Source organism: Leifsonia sp. fls2-241-R2A-40a (assembly GCF_030209575.1).
In the GTDB taxonomy this organism is placed as follows: Bacteria; Actinomycetota; Actinomycetes; order Actinomycetales; family Microbacteriaceae; genus Leifsonia.
In genome coordinates, this window is record NZ_JARVRS010000001.1 from 3,197,657 (window position 1) to 3,215,148 (window position 17,492).

Here is a 17,492-nt window from a genome sequence, read left to right on the forward strand (position 1 = left end):
GTGCCCGGCACGCCGGTGGAGAGGACGAAGCCCGAGACGCTCGCGTGGCTGCGCAAGATCTCGGGTGAGCTGGCCACGACCACGCTCAAGAGACTCGAGGACACCCTTCCCTGGTACCGCGACATGCCACCGGGCCGACGCAGCGCCGTCGGCCTGGTGGCCCAGGCGGGCATCTCCTCGTTCATCTCCTGGTACGACGACCCGCGGTCGACCCCGTGGATCGCCGCGGACGTGTTCGGGGCCGCTCCGCGCGAGCTGCTCCGCAGCGTGAGCCTGCAGCAGACGCTGCAGCTCATCAAGATCACCGTCGAGGTGGTCGAGGAGCGCGTGAAGTCGGGCGGCGGCGAGGACCTGCGGGAGTCCATCCTGCTGTACTCCCGCGAGATCGCCTTCGCGGCGGCCGACGTCTACGCGCGCGCCGCCGAGGCCCGTGGACTCTGGGACGCACGCCTGGAGGCGCTCGTCGTCGACAGCATCCTTACCGGGGAGTACGACGACGAACTGCCCAGCCGCATCGCGGCGCTCGGCTGGCACGGCCACGGCGAGGTCAGCGTCCTGGTCGGCACCGCGCCCAAGATGCTCGACGTCGACCAGTTGCGGCGCACTGCGCGGCACATGTCGGCGGATGTGCTCATCGGGGTGCAGGGCAGTCGGCTGGTGCTGGTCATCGGTCGCGCCTGGCCGAGCAACAGCACGCCGGAGGACCAGATCGGCCCCGCGCCGATCGTGTCCTTCATGGAGATCGCCCAGCAGCTGGAGCCGGGCTTCGGCGCCGGGCACCTGGTGCTCGGTCACGAGGTCCCGAGCCTCGTGGATGCGTCCAAGAGCGCGAAGGCCGCTCTCGCCGGCTTCGCGGTCGCCAAGGCGTGGCGCAACTGCCCGCGTCCGGTGCATGCCGACGACCTGCTGCCCGAGCGCGCCCTGGCGGGCGACGGCCTGGCCCGCGCGACCCTGATCAGCCGCATCTACCGCCCGCTGCAGGGCTACTCCACGGAACTGCTCACGACCCTCTGGTGCTACCTCGACAACGGGCGGTCGCTGGAGGCGACGGCCCGCGAGTTGTTCGTCCACCCCAACACCGTTCGGTACCGCCTCAAGCGCGTCTCCGAGGTGATCGGGTGGGATGCGACCGGCGCCCGGGAGGCGCTGATCTTGCAGGCGGCGCTCATCGTCGGTTCCATCAACGAGCCGGATTCGACCCGCCGCGGCGCCTGAGTTGTAGACAACCACAAAGCATCCACGGATACTTCGTATCCCTTCGACACATCCGCTCGGCGGAAGATTGGCAGACTGGAAACCGTGATCGTCATCGTGTGCCCCGGGCAGGGATCCCAGACCCCGGGCTTCCTGGACCCCTGGCTCGCAGAGTCCTCGTTCCGCGATCAGCTCACCGGCATCTCCGACGCCGTCGGCATCGACCTGGTCGCGCACGGGACCGTGAGCGACGCCGACACCATCCGCGACACCGCAGTGGCCCAGCCGCTCATCGTCGCCGCCGGGCTCCTCACCCTCTCAGCGCTGTTCGCTGACGGACGCCGTGAGCGCGTCGGCGGCATCGCCGGCCACTCGGTCGGCGAGCTCACCGCCGCCGCGGGAGCGGGCGTGCTCAGCGAGACGGATGCGGTCGCCTTCGTGCGCGAGCGCGGCGCCGCCATGGCTCGTGCCGCCGCCGAGGCGCAGACCGGCATGAGCGCCGTGATCGGCGCCGACGAGACGGAGCTGCTCGCCCGGCTGGACGAGCTCGGCCTCTCCCCCGCCAATCACAACGGCGGCGGCCAGATCGTCGTCGCGGGCGCCCTGGATGCGCTGGCCCAGCTGTCCGAGAACCCGCCGGCCCGCGCACGCGTCATCCCGCTGCAAGTCGCCGGCGCCTTCCACACCCGCTACATGGCCCCGGCCGTCCCCGCGTTGGAGCAGTTCGCCTCCACCCTGACGACGAACGACCCGACCCTCCGGCTCTGGACGAACAAGGACGGCTCGGAGGTGACCGACGGCGCCGAGTTCCTCCGCCTGCTGGTCGGCCAGGTGTCGTCGCCCGTCCGCTGGGACCTCGACATGCAGGCGTTCCAGACAGCCGGTGTCACCGGACTCATCGAGGTCGCACCCGCGGGCGCCCTCGTCGGTCTCGCCAAGCGCGGACTGAAGGGCGTCCCGACCGTCGCCATCAAGACGCCGGACGACCTGCCCGCCGCCTTCGACCTCATCGACCAGGAGGCCTGATGACTCACCCCACCCTGCAGCAGTCGCACGGCCCGCAGTACACGCGCATCCTCTCGATCGGCGCCGCCCGCGGCGACGTGGTCGTGCCGAACGACGATCTGGTCGGCCCGATCAACTCGTCCGACGAGTGGATCCGCCAGCGCACCGGCATCATCACGCGCACCCGCGCCAGCGCCGACGTTCTCGCCGTCGACCTCGCGACCGAGGCCTCCAAGGAGGCGATCGAGAAGTCGGGCGTCGACCCGAAGCTGATCGACGCCGTCATCGTCGCCACGGTGTCCAACGTGCAGCAGACCCCGTCCATCGCCGCCGTGCTCGCCGACCGGGTGGGCGCGAACCCCGCAGCGGCCTACGACATGAACGCCGCGTGCGCCGGATATGCCTACGGCATTGCCCAGGCCGATGCACTGATCCGCACCGGCGCCGCGCACTACGCGCTCGTCGTCGGCGCCGAGAAGCTGTCCGACATCGTCGACCCGACCGACCGGACCATCTCGTTCCTCCTCGGAGACGGAGCAGGAGCGGTCGTGATCGGCCCGAGCGACTACCCCGGTATCGCGAAGACGGTGTGGGGCTCCGACGGCTCGAAGGCCGACGCGGTCGGGATGGGCAACACGCTCATCGAGTACCGCGACGGCGGCAAGCCGTGGCCGACCCTGCGCCAGGAGGGCCAGACGGTCTTCCGCTGGGCCGTCTGGGAGATGGCCAAGGTCGCCAAGCAGGCGCTCGACGAGGCCGGCGTCTCCGCCGACCAGCTCGCCGCGTTCATCCCGCACCAGGCGAACATGCGGATCGTGGACGAGTTCGCCAAGCAGCTGAAGCTGCCGGAGACCGTCGCGATCGCCCGCGACATCGAGACCACGGGCAACACGTCCGCCGCGTCGATCCCTCTCGCCACCCACCGACTGCTCCAGGAACGCCCGGAGTTGAGCGGCGGCCTCGCCCTCCAGATCGGCTTCGGCGCCGGGCTGGTGTTCGGCGCGCAGGTCGTCGTGCTGCCCTAGACTGTTCCACGGTCAAAACGACACCCCCCCCAAGGAGAGAAAAACCATGGCATTGTCCACCGAAGAAGTTCTTGCCGGCCTGGCCGAGCTCATCAACGACGAGACCGGTATCGCGACCGACACGGTTGAGCTGGACAAGTCGTTCACCGACGACCTCGACATCGACTCCATCTCGATGATGACCATCGTGGTCAACGCCGAGGACAAGTTCGACGTCAAGATCCCGGACGAAGAGGTGAAGAACCTCAAGACCGTCGGAGACGCGGTCGAGTTCATCGTCAAGGCGCAGGACGCCTAAGCGCCGCCAAGAAACTTCCGCGCGGGCGGCGCCGGTTCCGTCGCCGCCCGCGCGTGCGAACGCGCTCTGCTGAGCGCGCTCCTGTTTCTTTCTCACGGAGAGTTGCCGTTATGACCAAGAAGATCGTCGTCACCGGTATGGGTGCGTCCTCGCCCCTCGGTGGCACCGCCCCCGAGAGCTGGGCCGAGCTGCTCGCCGGCACGTCCGGCGCCCGCTCGCTGGAGCACGACTGGGTGGCCAAGTACGAACTGCCGGTCACGTTCGCCGCCGAGGCGAAGGTGCGCCCGGAGGAGGTGCTCGAGCGCCCCGTCGCCAAGCGCCTCGACCCGTCCAGCCAGTTCGCCCTCATCTCCGCCATGGAGGCCTGGGAGGACGCGGGACGTCCCGACGTCGCCCCCGAGCGCCTCGGCGTCGACTACGCCACCGGCATCGGCGGCGTGTGGACCCTGCTGGATGCGTGGGACACCCTGCGCGAGCGCGGACCGCGCCGCGTGCTTCCCATGACCGTTCCGATGCTCATGCCGAACGCGGCCTCCGCCGCCGTGTCGATGCACTTCGAGGCCCGCGCCTTCGCGCGCACCGTCGCCTCCGCGTGCGCATCGAGCACCGAGTCCATCGTCAACGCCTACGAGCACCTGCAGGCCGGGCTCGCCGACGTCATCATCGCCGGTGGGACCGAGTCTGCCATCCACCCGATCACGGTCGCCTCCTTCTCGTCGATGCAGGCGCTCTCGCGCCGCAACGACTCCCCCGCGACCGCGTCGCGCCCGTACAGCGTCGACCGCGACGGCTTCGTGATGGGCGAGGGTGCGGCCAGTCTCGTGCTCGAGACCGAGGAGCACGCGCTCGCCCGCGGCGCTCGCATCTACGCGGAGCTCGCCGGCGGTGGCGTCACCGCCGACTCGTACCACATCACCGCGAACGACCCCGAGGGCCGCGGCGCCAGCCGTGCCGTCAACCTGGCGCTGAAGGCGGCAGGGGCGTCACCGGACGACGTCACCCACATCAACGCGCACGCGACCAGCACGCCGGTCGGCGACCCGTCCGAGTACGTGGCGCTGCGCGAGGTCTTCGGTGAGCGCGTGCACGGCATCCCGGTGTCGGCGACCAAGGCATCCACCGGTCACTTGCTCGGTGGGACCGGCGCACTGGAGGCGGTGTTCTCGATCCTCGCGATCCGCGACCGCCAGGCGCCGCCGACCATCAACATCACCGAGATGGATCCGGCCATCCCGCTGCAGGTGAAGAGCACTCCCCAGCCGCTCGGGGACGGCCCGCAGCTGGTCATCAGCAACTCGTTCGGCTTCGGCGGCCACAACGCCGTCGCGGCGTTCCGCAGCTACTGAGCGTCGGCAGCCGCGGACGCGGCTGACCCGGACAGCAGGAAGGCCCCGGTCCTCGGACCGGGGCCTTCTCTGTTCACCGCAGGCGGGCGGGAGTGCCGGGCCCGCCGCGGGAGTCGTTCGGATCAGCCGACGTTGTGCAGCCAGATGACCGAGGTGTCGTCGTGGGCGTGACGGAACGGTTCCAGCTCGTCGTCCCACGCCTGGCCGAGGGCGAGGCGCAGCTCGCGGTGCAACTCGAGCGTGTTCGACCCGGCGATCTCCATGGCGTAGCGGATGCGGTCCTCCGGCACCACCATGTTGCCGGCGGTGTCGACCTGCGCGAAGAAGATGCCGAGATCGGGGGTGTGCATCCACCGGCCGCCGTCGGTGCCGTGGCCGGCGTCCTCGGTGACTTCGTAGCGCAGGTGCTCCCACCCGCGCAGAGCGGACGCCAGACGTGCGCCCGTGCCCTGCGGGCCGTCCCAGAAGAACTCGGTGCGCTGCGAGCCCTTGAGTACCGGCTGCGTCTCCCACGTGAAGTTGACGGCGCGACCGAGAGCGCGTCCCGCCGCCCACTCGATGTGTGGGCAGAGCGCGCCGGGAGAGGAGTGCACGTAGAGCACCCCTCGAGCTGTTTGTGCCGACATGGTTCTCCTCCGTTCGTTGGTGCGTCTTCCCCTACGACCAGGACCGGATGAGTTGCTTCGGCGTATGAAATTGGTTGCGCTCGCGCGCGTTGCCACGATTATGCCTGAGAACCGCGGGTAGTTACAAGATTGTGATTCGGCGATTCGCTCGCCCTGCGAACGCCGACCCGAATACCATACCGAGTATGTCGGTCCAGAACGGTTTCCTGGCGCTGCTCACGCAGGGCCCCGCGTACGGCTCGCAGCTGCAGAGCGAGTTCCTGTGCCGGGCTGCGCACCGGCGGCAGTTGAATCCCGGTCAGGTGTACTCCACCCTCGATCGGATGACCGACCAGGGGCTCGTGGCGTCGGCGGGCGCCACGGACGACGGGCTGCCGCTCTACGAACTGACGCCCGCAGGACGCGAAGCGGCCACGGCGTGGCTCAGCGGAGGTCCGGCGGACACCCGCCCGGACTGGGACGAGATGCAGGACCAGGTGCTCATCGCCGCGTCGCTGGAGGGCGTGGACGCCGTCGCGATCGTCGACGACTATCGAGCGGCGTTCGCCGAGAGGATCCGCTACCTGTCGCATGAGGCCGACTCGCGCGCCCTCCTCGCCGCGAATCGCGCGGGCGAATTGGGCGCGAAAGCGGCCATCGAGTGGCTGGACGAAGTGGCAGCGGCGCTCCGCGCGCATCCCGGAGCGCTCATCCAGCACCGCTCCCCCGACCGACCGCGGCGTGGGCGCCGCCCCGCAGCGGAGACGACGCCGAGCGCCGAAGGGCAGCCGGCGGCGACCTAGTGGAGCAGCTCGCCCTGCTTGTTCAGGACGTTCTTCTCGCCGGCCTCGATCGGCACGGCGAACCGGTTCTGCGCCGGCGGGAGCGGGCAGTTGAAGTTGTAGCTGAATGCGCACGGCGGGAGCACCGCGAGGTTGAAGTCGAGCGTGACGGTGCCGTCCTCGTTCGGGACGACGAACAGGAAGCGGCCGACCGAGTAGGTGCTGTCGCCGTTCGTGGTGTCGGCGAACACGAGCTGGAGGGCACGGCCGGCCTTGAAGGCGGCCAGGTTGTAGTCGACGCCGTCCTTGGTGAACGTGATCTCGCCGGGGATCACCATGTCGCGGGTCGCCCCGTCGTCCTTCAGGTGCTCGAACCCGATCGTCTTGCCGCCCTCGATCGGGGCGAAGTCGGCCTTGATGATCCACTCGGGGTTGAATGGGAAGGCGTCGATCGAGCCGAACTCCTGGATGGCCTCGGAGTTCGCATCCCAGACGCGCAGGGCGTAGTCGCCCTCTTCGCTGGCGATCACGAAGCCGGTCTGGGTGTCGCCGAAGCGGATCGCGCCCGGGTTCGGGTCGTCCTTGCCGCGGACGATCGCGGATCCGTCGACCAGCACGTCGTCCACGAAGATGTTGTCGGTGGCGGCGGCGGTCAGCTTGAGGCCGGACTCGCCCTTCGGCAGCGGCGACCACAGGCCGGGAACGCCCCACACCGGCTGCTCGGAGTCGGGGTCGCCGGTGATCCACTGGGTGTTGACCAGCGCCAGGTTGCCCTGCGGCGCGGTGACCGCCTGTTCGCGACGCGCCCGGTAGCGCGCGAGGACCGAATCGGGGTCGGTCCGGGGCGTGTCGTTGCTGTCGGCGTTGTCGCGTGCGGTGGCGGTGTCGGTCATGGTCTCCATCCTCAGCCAGGTCTGTGGTGACAACCAACTCCGACACTCGGGCATTCCGGACGCCGCCTCATTTCGCCTCCGCGTAGGTGTCGACGATCGCTGCGGTGACCGGGAACTCCACCGGGAACGCCCCGAAGAGCAACCGGCCGGCCTGCTCCGCGGATTCCCGGACGGCGACGGCGACGGGCTCCGCCAGCGCCTCCGGAGTGTGCACGATGACCTCGTCGTGGAGGAAGTACACCAGGTGCGGGGACTCGGTGAGGGTCGCCTCCGGTGTCAGAGCGGTGAGCCTGTTGCGGAGCTCCGCCATCCAGCACAGCGCCCATTCCGCGGCGCTCGCCTGCACGACGAAGTTGCGGGTGAACCGGCCCCAGTCGCGCGCCTGGCTGCGGGCGCGGCGCTCGTCGGCCTCCGTCGAGTCGGGAGCGGAGGCGGCGGATTGCGCGGCCATCCAGGAACGGCCGGGAACCGGCGAACTGCGGCCGAGGCGCGAGGTGACCTTCTCGCCGCGCTCCCCCGCGCGGGCCGCCTCCTCGACCAGCCGGACGGCGTGCGGGAACGCCCGGGTCAGCCGCGGCATCAGCCGTCCGCTCTCGCCGGTCGTCGCGCCGTACATGGCCCCGAGCATGGCGACCTTCGCCTGGGCGCGCTCCTCGACGGCTCCCGAGGCGACGATCCCCTCGTAGAGGTCTTTGCCGCGACCGGCGGCCGCCATCGCCTGGTCGCCGGACAGCCCGGTGAGGATGCGCGGCTCGAGCTGGGCGGCGTCGGCGACCACGAGCTTCCACCCGGGGTCGGCGACTACGGCCCCGCGCACCTGCTTCGGCAGCTGCAGGGCGCCGCCGCCACGGGTGGCCCAGCGGCCCGTGACGACGCCTCCGGGCAGGTAGTCGGGGCGGAAGCGGCCCTCGTGCACCCACGCGTCGAGCCACGTCCATCCGTTCGCGGTGAGGAGGCGCGACAGCTTCTTGTACCGCAGCAACGGGTCGATGACCGGATGCTCGACACGCCGCAGCTCCCAGGAACGCGTGGAGGTGGCCATGATGCCCGCCCGCTGCAGCGCTTTGAGGAGATCGGGCGGGCTGTCGGGGTTCAGCTCGGGCGCATCCAGGTGGCCGCGGATTTCGTGGGCGAGCGCATCCAGCATCGCAGGACGCCCGTACGACGGGCGGGGGCCGAGCAGGCCGGTGAGCAGTTCGTCGTGGCGGTCGGCGCGGTACGGGAGCCCCGCGTACTGCAGCTCGGCGGCGATGAGGGCGCCCGCCGACTCGGCGGCGAGCAGCAGCCGCAGCCGTCGCGGGTCGCTGCTCGTGGCGACGGCGTCCTCCTGAGCGGCGAACTCGGCGCGGGAGGACGGCCGCTCGACGGCGCCGGCAGGCGTCGCCTCGTCGAGCTCGAAGAGCGTGGTGTGCACCACCGGTGCTTCCGCTTCCGGTTCGGCCACCGCATCCCAGTGACCGGGTTCGGCGGCGGCGAGAGCGCTGCCCGCGCTGAGCGTCGAGTTGCGGAGGATGGCGTGGCAGAGCCGGAGGTCGACGCAGCGCTCGACGCGGACGCCCGCGGCCAAGAGGGCCGGATACCAGGCACGGGTGTCGTCCCAGACCCAGCGCGGACGGTCGGTCGCCCTCTCCTCACGGCGGACGAACGCCGCGACGTCTTCGGCGGCAACGGCCTCAGCGCTCTCCGTCTCGCCCAGCCGCGTGGCGTGGACGACGCCGGGTTCGGCGCGCTCGAGGAGGATGTGCACCCTCCCATTCTCTGTGCGGCCGCCGACACGGCGGTTCGCTTGCACGCGGATCGTCGCATGAGGATAATTCAACGAACGACGATGCCGACCCGAAAGGCATGATCGACGATGACCGTATACCTGCATGACAGCCAGGGTGTGTGGATAGCGTTCCGGACCGAACCGAGGGCCCGAGACCTGTTCAATCCCGATGGCGACTGGATCGGCTGGTTCCCCTGGGGCGACGACGACGCCGTCACGCCCGGTGGGGACTACCTGGGCACGATCCGGGGCGACCGGCTCTTCGCACAGAGTTCGCACCGTTACCGGGGTAATCCCGGCTATCCGGGCGCGCCCTCGTATCCCGGAACGGCTCCGTATCCCGGTGCCGCCTCTTACACCGGGCTGCCGGACGACTGCGACGACGTGCCGAGTTCGTTCCTCTGGCCGCACCTCGCCTCCTGACCCCGCGCGGGCATCAGGCCGCGAGGGCGTCAATCCGCAAGGGCCGCCAGCCGTGCGCGGAGCTGCGGCCAGGACGCCGCGAAGCCGGGGTGCAGCGGGAGTGCGGTGACCTCGTGGACGGGCACCCAGCGCAGTTCGATGCTCTCGACGTCGGCCATGTGCGGCTCGAAGGAGCGGACGGCCTGCGCGACGACGGTGGTGTACGACCAGAAACCGAGGTCGAGGACGCTCTCGAACAGCACGTGCAGCGCGTCGGGCGGCACCGCAGCCTCCTCGGCCGCCTCCCGGAGCGCGCCCTCGACGGCACTCTCACCGGCGTGACGCGCGCCCCCGGGGAGCCCCCACGTCCCGCCGAAATGACTCCAGTCGGCCCGGTGCTGCAGTAGCACGCCTCGCCGCAGGTCGTGCACGAGGAGCCCGGCGGCGCCGAACCGGCCCCAGAACCGCTGGCCGTCCGGCCCTTCCACCCACGCGTCTCCCGAGTCCACGCCTCCACGTTAGTCGCCGTGCGAAAAACATCGCCCTGTTCTGGACCCGCGGCGACATACGGCGTCCTAATGTGATCCCATGACTCTGGAGCGCTGGCGATCCATCTCCGACTGGCCCCTGACGGCCGCGGCCTTCCTCTTTCTCGTCGCGTATGCCTGGGAGGTGATCGGCGATCTCACAGGACAGTGGGCGGCCGTGACAGACCTGGTCATAGCGCTCACCTGGGGTGCCTTCGTCCTCGACTACATCGTGTGTCTCATGCTCGCGCCGAATCGGTGGCGCTGGTTCTACACTCACCTTCTGGACCTTGCCATCGTCGTTCTGCCGGCCCTGCGTCCTCTGCGACTGCTCCGCCTGGTGACCGTTCTGGCCGTTCTTCAGCGCACGGCCGGGCGAGCATTCCGTGGTCGAGTCATCCTGTACGTGGCGGGAGCCGTCGGTCTCTTGGTATTCACGGCCGCTCTCGCCGTTCTGGATGCGGAACGAGCGTCGACGGCGTCACCGATCCATACCTTCCCTCAGGCCGTCTGGTGGGCATTCGAGACGATCTCCACCGTCGGCTACGGCGACTTCACGCCGGTTACCGAAATAGGCCGGTTGGTCGCCGTCGGCTTGATGATCGGCGGTGTCGCGACTCTAGGAATCGTCACCGCCACCTTGGCTTCGTGGATCGTCGAGCGAGTCGCTGAAACAGAAGCTGACGAGCGTGCCGCCACCCACGGCGAGATCATTCTCCTTTCTGAACAGATCGCAGAACTCAAAGAGCTCCTCCAACGGAAAGCCGCCTCATGACCGTCCGCAGCGCCGCCCTCCTCCTGTACCGCCGCCGCGCCGGGGTGGAGGTCTGGATCGCCCACATGGGCGGGCCGTTCTGGGCGCGCAAGGACGAGGCCGCGTGGTCGTTCCCGAAGGGCATCGTCGAGTCCGACGACCTCGGAGACGAGTTCGCGGCCGCCCGGCGGGAGTTCGAGGAGGAGATCGGCACCGCCGCGCCCGACGCCGACTACGTTCCGCTCGGCGACTTCCGCGGTTCGGGCAAGACCATCGTCGTCTTCGCCGCGGAGAGCGAGTTCGACCCGGGGTCGATCCACAGCAACACGTTCGAGCTGGAATGGCCGCCGCGCTCCGGGCGGAAGCAGGCGTTCCCCGAGGTGGATGACGCGGGCTGGTTCACGATCGACGACGCGCGGGTGAAACTCACGAAGGCGCAGCGGCCCATTCTGGACGCGCTGCTCGCGCGCCTGGAGCAGGACGCGGAAATCCACTAGCGCGCACGGACGCTCAGGGCCGTATGGTTAGCCCAACCGGGGCCCGAACCCAAGGAGGCGTTGTGGCGAAGAGCAAGGCCGAGAAGGCCGCTGAGACCGCGTTGAAGACTGCGCGCGACGCGGTCAGTGAAGCGGAACGGGCCGTCAAGAAGCTCGATAAGAAGACACGGCACGAGGCCCAGGCGCTGGCCGCCCGGCTCGAGGCGGCCGCGAAGGACGAGAAGAAGGCAGCGCGGCGCTCGAAGAAGACGTCCGCCGCCGCCCCCGCCAAGCGGAGCACGGCGCGTGCGACCGCGCCGGCATCCCGCTCGACAGCATCCGCCCCCGCATCCACGTCCGACAGCGGTATCCCGACCTTCCGCGACCTTCGAGACCGCGCGAAGTCCCGCGGGATCCAGGGCTATTCGCGCATGAACAAGGCCCAGCTCCTCCACGCTCTCGGCGAGGGATGAACGGACCGGGCCGGGCGCCCGTTCACCGGCGCTTAACCCGCCACCCGTAGCGTGCGGCCGTGGCCGATGCTCCCCTGACCGAGGCTCCAGGCCTCCTGCTGCGCGCGGATGCCGCGCCGGCCGCCCGGACGCTGATCGACATCCTGAGCGAGACCGCGCGCCGGTTCCCGGACGCCTCCGCACTGGAGGACGCGGCCGGCGCCCTCAGCTACCGGGAGCTGCTGGCGCGCGTCGCCGCGGGAGCCGCGCGGCTGCGCGGTGCGGGTGTGCGCCGCGGCGACCGCGTCGGGGTCCGGATGAGCTCGGGCACGCGGGAGCTCTACCTCGCCATCCTCAGCGTCCTCGCGGCGGGAGCCGCCTACGTGCCCGTGGATGTCGACGATCCGGAGGAGCGCGCTGAGCTCGTATTCGGCGAGGCGGCCGTGCGCGCGGTGATGACCGACGCCGGGCTCGTCCTCGCGGGAGAGGACGCGCCGACACCCGTCTTCGACGGCGCATCGCCGCATCCCAGCACCGCCGCTCTGCCGGTCGCCTCTCCCCCGGACCCGGACGACGACGCGTGGATCATCTTCACCTCCGGCTCGACGGGCACGCCGAAGGGCGTCGCGGTCCGCCACCGTTCCGCCGCCGCCTTCGTCGACGCCGAGTCGCGGCTGTTCCTCCAGGAGGAGCCGATCGGGCCGCAGGACCGCGTGCTCGCCGGTCTGTCGGTCGCGTTCGACGCGTCGTGTGAGGAGATGTGGCTGGCGTGGGCGCACGGCGCCTGCCTGGTTCCCGCTCCGCGCTCGCTGGTGCGGACCGGGATGGATCTCGGCCCCTGGCTGTCCGCGCGCCGCATCACCGTGGTGTCCACCGTCCCGACGCTGGCGGCGCTGTGGCCGGTGGATGCGCTCGACAACGTGCGCCTGCTGATCTTCGGCGGCGAGGCCTGCCCGCCCGAGCTGGTGAGCCGGCTCGCCGTGCCCGGCCGCGAGGTCTGGAACACGTACGGCCCGACCGAAGCGACCGTGGTCGCGTGCGCCGCCCCGCTGGTCGCGGGCGACCCGGTGCGGATCGGGCTTCCGCTCGACGGCTGGGACCTGGCCGTGGTGGATGCGCACGGCCTTCCCGTCCATGACGGCGACAGCGGGGAGCTGGTCATCGGCGGCGTCGGCCTCGCGCGCTATCTCGACCCGGCGAAGGATGCGGAGAAGTATGCGCCCATGCCGACGCTCGGCTGGGAGCGCGCCTACCGCAGCGGCGACCTCGTTCGCTTCGACCCGGAAGGACTCTTCTACCTGGGCCGCGCGGACGACCAGGTGAAGCTCGGCGGCCGCCGGATCGAACTGGGCGAGGTGGAGGCCGCACTGCAGCAGCTGCCGGGAGTGTCCGGCGCTGCGGCGGCTGTGCGGAGGTCGGCCGCCGGCAACGACGTGCTGGTCGGCTACCTGGCCGTCCCCGAGCCCGACGCGTTCGACCGGCGCGCGTCGATCGACCACCTGCGCGAGACGCTCCCCGCGGCGCTCGTGCCGCTGCTGGCGGTGGTCGACGAACTCCCCGTGCGCACCTCCGGCAAGGTGGACAAGGCGGCGCTCCCGTGGCCGCTCGAGGACTCCGCAGGCGACGGCGCCGTCAGCGACGACCCGGTTGCGGAGGCGCTCGCCGCCGATTGGCGCAGCGTGCTGGGGCTCCCCGTCTCCGGGCCGGACGACAACTTCTTCGACCTCGGCGGCGGCTCGCTCGCGGCTGCCCAGCTGGTCTCCCTGATCCGGCGCCGGCACCCCGACATCACCGTCGCGGACGTGTACGCGACGCCTCGGTTCGGCGCCATGGTGCAGACGCTGGCGGAGAGCTCCCCGTCGTCGTCCGCCGCCTCCACTCACGTCGTGCCGCCCACCCCGTTCCGGATGCGCGCGCTGCAGACGCTGCTCGGCATCCCGCTGTTCATCCTCGGCGGCATCCGCTGGCTGCTGTACGTGCTCACCGCCTGCGCCCTGCTGCGGCCGTTGGGCGGTTTCGATGTGCTGCCCGCGGTCGACGTCGTGTGGCTGGTGATCGGCCTGATCGTCTTCGTCACGCCGTGGGGCCGCATGGCCATCTCGGTCGTCGCTGCGCGGCTGCTGCTCGCGGGGGTGAAGGCGGGCGACCATCCCCGCGGCGGCGGCGTGCACCTCCGGCTGTGGCTGGCCGAGCAGGTCGCCCACCAGATCGGCGCCGCCAGCCTCGCCGGAGCGCCGTGGATCCTCTACTACGCCCGTGCGCTCGGCGCGACGATCGACCGCGGCGTCGACCTGCACACGCTCCCTCCGGTGACCGGGATGCTGCGCATCGGCGCCGGCGCATCCATCGAACCCGAGGTCGATCTGGCCGGGTACTGGATCGACGGCGACGTCGTCCGGATCGGCGAGATCCGGATCGGCGCCGGGAGCGCCGTCGGAGCACGCAGCTCGCTCATGCCCGGGACGAAGATCGGCCGAAACGCGACCGTCGCCCCCGGCTCGGCGGTGTTCGGCCGCATCCCGGCCGGGCAGAACTGGTCCGGCTCCCCCGCCGTGCGGGTCGGCCGGGCGCGCGACTGGTGGCCGCTGGAGCGGCCTCCGCGGCGCACCCGCTGGGTGGCCGCGTACGGACTGGCCTCGGTCGTCGTCTCGCTCGTGCCCGTCATCGCGCTCGCCGCGGCCGGCGCCGTCGTGGCCGCGTTCGTCCGCGGCGCCTCCGGCTGGGGCGACGTGATCGCTCGTGCCGCGGCAGGACTCGTCCCCGGCACGCTCGCAGCCGGCGTCGTCCTCGCCGCGCTGGTCGTCGTCCTGGTCCGGCTGCTCGGCATCGGGATGCGCGAGGGCGTCTACCCGGTGCGCAGCCGCACGGGCTGGCAGGCGTGGACGACGGAGCGGCTGCTCGACCAGGCGCGGACGGTGCTCTTCCCGCTCTACTCGAGCCTGTTCACACCGGTCTGGCTGCGGATGCTCGGCGCGCGCGTCGGCAGGGACGTGGAGGCCTCCACCGTGCTGCTGCTCCCCCGCATGACGCGGATCCGCGACGGCGCCTTCCTCGCCGACGACACGCTCGTCGCGTCGTACGAACTCGGCGGCGGCTACGTCCGCATCGCGGCCGTGGACATCGGCGCGCGCGCGTTCCTCGGGAACTCCGGGATGGCCGGCGCAGGCAACCGCGTACCCCGCGACGGCCTCGTCGCGGTGCTGTCGTTCGCGCCCCGGAAGGCGAAGGCGGGCTCGTCGTGGCTGGGGTCTCCCCCGGTCCGCCTCCGCCGTCAGGCGCAGGATGCGGACCTGTCCCGCACCTTCGAGCCCCCGACCGCGCTCCGCGTCGCCCGCACCGCGTGGGAGCTGCTGCGCTTCGTGCCGGTCATTGTGACCACAGGGATCGGGTTCGCCGTGGTGATCGCGCTCGCCGCGATCTACGGCGCGTGGGGCCCGGCGTGGGCGATCGTGCTGAGCGGCCCGGTGCTGCTGCTCGCCGGGGGGTTCGCCGCGGGGATCAGCACGGCGGCCAAGTGGGCGCTCCTCGGCCGGCTGAAGCCGGGCGAGCATCCCCTGTGGTCGTCGTTCATCTGGCGCAGCGAGGTGTCCGACACCTTCACCGAGATGGTCGCGGCGCCCTGGTTCGCGTGGGCCGCGACAGGGACCCCGGCGCTGGTGTGGTGGCTGCGGAGTCTCGGCGCCCGGATCGGGTCGGGCGTGTGGATCGACAGCTACTGGCTCCCGGAGGCCGACCTGGTCACGCTCGGCGACGCATCCACGGTGAATCGGGGCTGTGTCGTGCAGACGCACCTGTTCCATGATCGAATCATGAGTATGGACCAGGTCACGATCGAGCCCGGCGGTACGCTCGGCCCGCACAGCGTCATCCTGCCCGCCGCCGACATCGGCTCCAATGCGACCGTCGGACCGGCGTCGCTCGTGATGCGCGGGGAGACGGTGCCCGCCGGGAGCCGCTGGAGCGGCAACCCCATCGGCCCCTGGCGCGAGGTCGTGGTCCGCGAGTACCGGGCGCGGGCAGAGGGATGACCGACCTCGCACCGCACGTCTACCTTCCGCGCTCCGGCACCGCCGACTACTCCGTCCTCCGGTACGACCTCGATCTGAACTACCGAGTGGCCACGAACCGGCTGGATGCGACGGCGGTGATCCGCGCCCGTGCCGAGGTCACCCTGTCCGCCGTCGTGCTCGACCTGGTGCACCTGCGGGCGCGTCGTGTCCGCGTCGACGGTCAGAAGCGCGCCCGCTTCACGCAGTCGCCCACGCACCTGCGGATCGCGCCGGCCGCGCCCATCCCGGCCGGTACCGAGTTCACGGTGGAGGTCGCCTACGACGGGGCTCCCGTGCCGCGCCGCACCCGCTGGGGCACGCTCGGCTGGGAGGAGCTCACGGACGGCGTCATCGTCGCCGCGCAGCCGTCGGGAGCGCCGACCTGGTTCCCATGCAACGACCGGCCCTCCGACCGGGCGGCGTACGGCATCCGGGTGACGACAGAGCAGGCGTACACGGTGCTCGCGACGGGCGAGCCGACCGGCCACAGCGTGAGCGGAGGCCGCGGCACGTGGACGTTCGAGCGCGCGGAGCCCACTGCCACCTACCTCGCAGCCGTGCAGATCGGCCGCTACACCCTCGAGCCGCGGCGCACCGCCGGAGTGGAGTGGCTGGTCGCCTACCCGCCGGCCCTCGCCCGCCGGGTCCTGCACGACTTCGAGCCCGTCGGCCGGATGCTGGAGCGCTTCCAGGAGCTGTTCGGCCCCTATCCGTTCCCGTCGTACACGGTCGTCGTGACCGAGGATCCGCTCGAGATCCCGCTGGAGGCGCAGGCGATGGCGACCTTCGGGGCGTCGCACGCCGACGGGCGCAGCGGCTCGGAGCGGCTGATCGCGCATGAGCTCGCCCACCAGTGGTTCGGCAACAGTGTCGGGCTGGCGTCGTGGCGCGACATCTGGCTCAACGAAGGATTCGCCTGCTACGCCGAATGGCTGTGGTCGGAAGCGTCGGGCGGCCTGTCGGCGGCGGCGCTCGCCCGCGCCCACCACGCCGGGCTCCGCCTGGCACCGTCGGATCTCCTCATCGGCGATCCGGGGCCGGACGCGATGTTCGACGACCGCGTCTACAAGCGCGGCGCCTGCGTGCTGCACGCGCTGCGGAACCGGCTGGGCGATGGGACGTTCTTCGATCTTCTGCGCGCCTGGACGGCGGAGCACCGCTTCCGGACCGTCACCACGGCCGACTTCGAGGCGCACGCTCAGCGGTACTCGGCGGAGCCGCTGGCCGGCTTCTTCGACGCCTGGCTGCGTCAGCCCCGGCTGCCCTCGCTGTCCCGCTGAAGGCGGGCGACCGTCGCGACGCACCCGTCCACCCGCGTCGTCCGCAGGCGGTAGCGGCGACCGTCGAGGCGAGCCGAGAACATCCGGATGCGCACCGCGTCCGGCGCACGGCGCAGGCCGCGGCCGTCGGCTTTGAGAACAGCCTCGACGGCGGTCCAGCGGCGCAGCGGATCGCCGCGGCCCGGAACCAGGTCGTCGATCGCCTCCCGCCGACTCTGCTCGGTGGCGGCGGGCTCGGCGTCGATGCCGACCGGCGCGCGGGAGGCGACCGCGAACGCACGCCCGTCGGCGTGGGCCAGAGCGAGGTGCACCGGCTGGGATGCGCCCACCGCGACGGGGCGTCCGTGGGACAGACCGCAGTCCGGGCAGGGAGCGCTGATCAGGAGTTCGGGGTGTCCGAGGCGCGCCGCCGCGGTACGCAGGGCGAGACGGCCGGCGAGGAAGCTCTGGATGCGTTCATCATCGCCTGTGAGGGACGTCAGCCGCGCCTGGTCGCCTTCATCGAGCACGCGGGCGATCCGCGAGGCGGTCCCGGCATCCACGGACCCGTACGGCACGACGACGAAGGTCTGCATCCGGTCTCCGTCCGTTCGCGTTCAGACGACCGATGCTAGCGCGCCGAAGCGCGAGCCGCCG

17 protein-coding genes are annotated in these 17,492 nt (G+C 71.2%); 12 read left to right on the forward strand and 5 right to left on the reverse strand.

What is annotated here, in order from left to right:
• From QRN40_RS15795 to QRN40_RS15815, 5 genes are all read left to right on the forward strand, one after another.
• Positions 1 to 1,215 carry a PucR family transcriptional regulator gene (locus tag QRN40_RS15795; protein ID WP_285116759.1) on the forward strand — a complete coding sequence of 405 codons (1,215 nt, stop codon included), beginning with the start codon at positions 1 to 3 and terminating at the stop codon, positions 1,213 to 1,215.
• Between the two features lie 84 nt (positions 1,216 to 1,299).
• On the forward strand, positions 1,300 to 2,220 hold the full coding sequence (locus QRN40_RS15800) for an ACP S-malonyltransferase (RefSeq protein ID WP_285116760.1): 921 nt from the start codon (positions 1,300 to 1,302) through the stop codon (positions 2,218 to 2,220).
• On the forward strand, positions 2,220 to 3,224 hold the full coding sequence (locus QRN40_RS15805; protein ID WP_285116762.1) for a beta-ketoacyl-ACP synthase III: 1,005 nt from the start codon (positions 2,220 to 2,222) through the stop codon (positions 3,222 to 3,224). Before QRN40_RS15800 ends, QRN40_RS15805 begins: the two co-directional genes overlap by 1 nt.
• Before the next feature lie 46 nt (positions 3,225 to 3,270).
• Positions 3,271 to 3,522 (forward strand): acyl carrier protein, encoded by a 252-nt coding sequence (locus tag QRN40_RS15810; protein ID WP_021765217.1) that lies wholly within the window; start codon positions 3,271 to 3,273, stop codon positions 3,520 to 3,522.
• A 110-nt stretch (positions 3,523 to 3,632) separates the two neighbouring features.
• Positions 3,633 to 4,868: a beta-ketoacyl-[acyl-carrier-protein] synthase family protein gene (locus tag QRN40_RS15815; protein WP_285116770.1), complete on the forward strand. Its 1,236-nt coding sequence runs from the start codon at positions 3,633 to 3,635 to the stop codon at positions 4,866 to 4,868.
• Between the two features lie 122 nt (positions 4,869 to 4,990).
• Here QRN40_RS15815 and QRN40_RS15820 read toward each other — a convergent pair whose 3' ends face one another.
• Positions 4,991 to 5,494, reverse strand: coding sequence for a DUF3145 domain-containing protein (locus tag QRN40_RS15820; protein ID WP_285116772.1), 504 nt, complete (start codon positions 5,492 to 5,494; stop codon positions 4,991 to 4,993).
• A gap of 185 nt (positions 5,495 to 5,679) precedes the next feature.
• On the opposite strand from QRN40_RS15820, the gene QRN40_RS15825 reads away from it, so the two are divergent.
• On the forward strand, positions 5,680 to 6,276 hold the full coding sequence (locus QRN40_RS15825; protein WP_285116773.1) for a PadR family transcriptional regulator: 597 nt from the start codon (positions 5,680 to 5,682) through the stop codon (positions 6,274 to 6,276).
• Here QRN40_RS15825 and QRN40_RS15830 read toward each other — a convergent pair.
• Entirely contained in the window at positions 6,273 to 7,148 is an 876-nt protein-coding gene (locus tag QRN40_RS15830) for a DUF1684 domain-containing protein (protein WP_285116776.1), read from the reverse strand. The two genes, QRN40_RS15825 and QRN40_RS15830, sit on opposite strands and share 4 nt — an antisense overlap.
• Positions 7,149 to 7,215: 67 nt before the next feature.
• The gene (locus QRN40_RS15835; protein ID WP_285116777.1) at positions 7,216 to 8,895 is read right to left on the reverse strand and encodes a bifunctional 3'-5' exonuclease/DNA polymerase; all 1,680 of its coding nucleotides are present in this window, start codon (positions 8,893 to 8,895) and stop codon (positions 7,216 to 7,218) included.
• 108 nt (positions 8,896 to 9,003) lie between these two features.
• On the opposite strand from QRN40_RS15835, the gene QRN40_RS15840 reads away from it, so the two are divergent.
• Positions 9,004 to 9,339, forward strand: coding sequence for a hypothetical protein (locus QRN40_RS15840; protein ID WP_285116779.1), 336 nt, complete (start codon positions 9,004 to 9,006; stop codon positions 9,337 to 9,339).
• Positions 9,340 to 9,368: 29 nt separating this feature from the next.
• Here QRN40_RS15840 and QRN40_RS15845 read toward each other — a convergent pair whose 3' ends face one another.
• On the reverse strand, positions 9,369 to 9,827 hold the full coding sequence (locus QRN40_RS15845; protein ID WP_285116781.1) for an NUDIX domain-containing protein: 459 nt from the start codon (positions 9,825 to 9,827) through the stop codon (positions 9,369 to 9,371).
• Positions 9,828 to 9,906: 79 nt separating this feature from the next.
• Here QRN40_RS15845 and QRN40_RS15850 point away from each other — a divergent pair, with 79 nt between their 5' ends.
• The 5 genes from QRN40_RS15850 (at position 9,907) to QRN40_RS15870 (ending at position 16,856) form a co-directional block, all read left to right on the forward strand.
• Positions 9,907 to 10,620, forward strand: coding sequence for a potassium channel family protein (locus QRN40_RS15850; RefSeq protein ID WP_285116782.1), 714 nt, complete (start codon positions 9,907 to 9,909; stop codon positions 10,618 to 10,620).
• Positions 10,617 to 11,096, forward strand: coding sequence for an NUDIX hydrolase (locus QRN40_RS15855; RefSeq protein WP_285116783.1), 480 nt, complete (start codon positions 10,617 to 10,619; stop codon positions 11,094 to 11,096). The genes QRN40_RS15850 and QRN40_RS15855 overlap by 4 nt, the downstream gene beginning before the upstream one ends.
• 62 nt (positions 11,097 to 11,158) lie before the next feature.
• The gene (locus QRN40_RS15860; protein ID WP_285116785.1) at positions 11,159 to 11,548 is read left to right on the forward strand and encodes a hypothetical protein; all 390 of its coding nucleotides are present in this window, start codon (positions 11,159 to 11,161) and stop codon (positions 11,546 to 11,548) included.
• A gap of 59 nt (positions 11,549 to 11,607) precedes the next feature.
• The gene (locus QRN40_RS15865; RefSeq protein ID WP_285116788.1) at positions 11,608 to 15,555 is read left to right on the forward strand and encodes a Pls/PosA family non-ribosomal peptide synthetase; all 3,948 of its coding nucleotides are present in this window, start codon (positions 11,608 to 11,610) and stop codon (positions 15,553 to 15,555) included.
• Positions 15,552 to 16,856, forward strand: a complete 1,305-nt coding sequence (locus QRN40_RS15870) for a M1 family metallopeptidase (protein ID WP_285116791.1) — start codon at positions 15,552 to 15,554, stop codon at positions 16,854 to 16,856. Before QRN40_RS15865 ends, QRN40_RS15870 begins: the two co-directional genes overlap by 4 nt.
• Here QRN40_RS15870 and QRN40_RS15875 read toward each other — a convergent pair.
• Positions 16,826 to 17,431, reverse strand: a complete 606-nt coding sequence (locus QRN40_RS15875) for a 4'-phosphopantetheinyl transferase family protein (RefSeq protein WP_285116794.1) — start codon at positions 17,429 to 17,431, stop codon at positions 16,826 to 16,828. The two genes, QRN40_RS15870 and QRN40_RS15875, sit on opposite strands and share 31 nt — an antisense overlap.
• Positions 17,432 to 17,492: the final 61 nt, after the last annotated feature.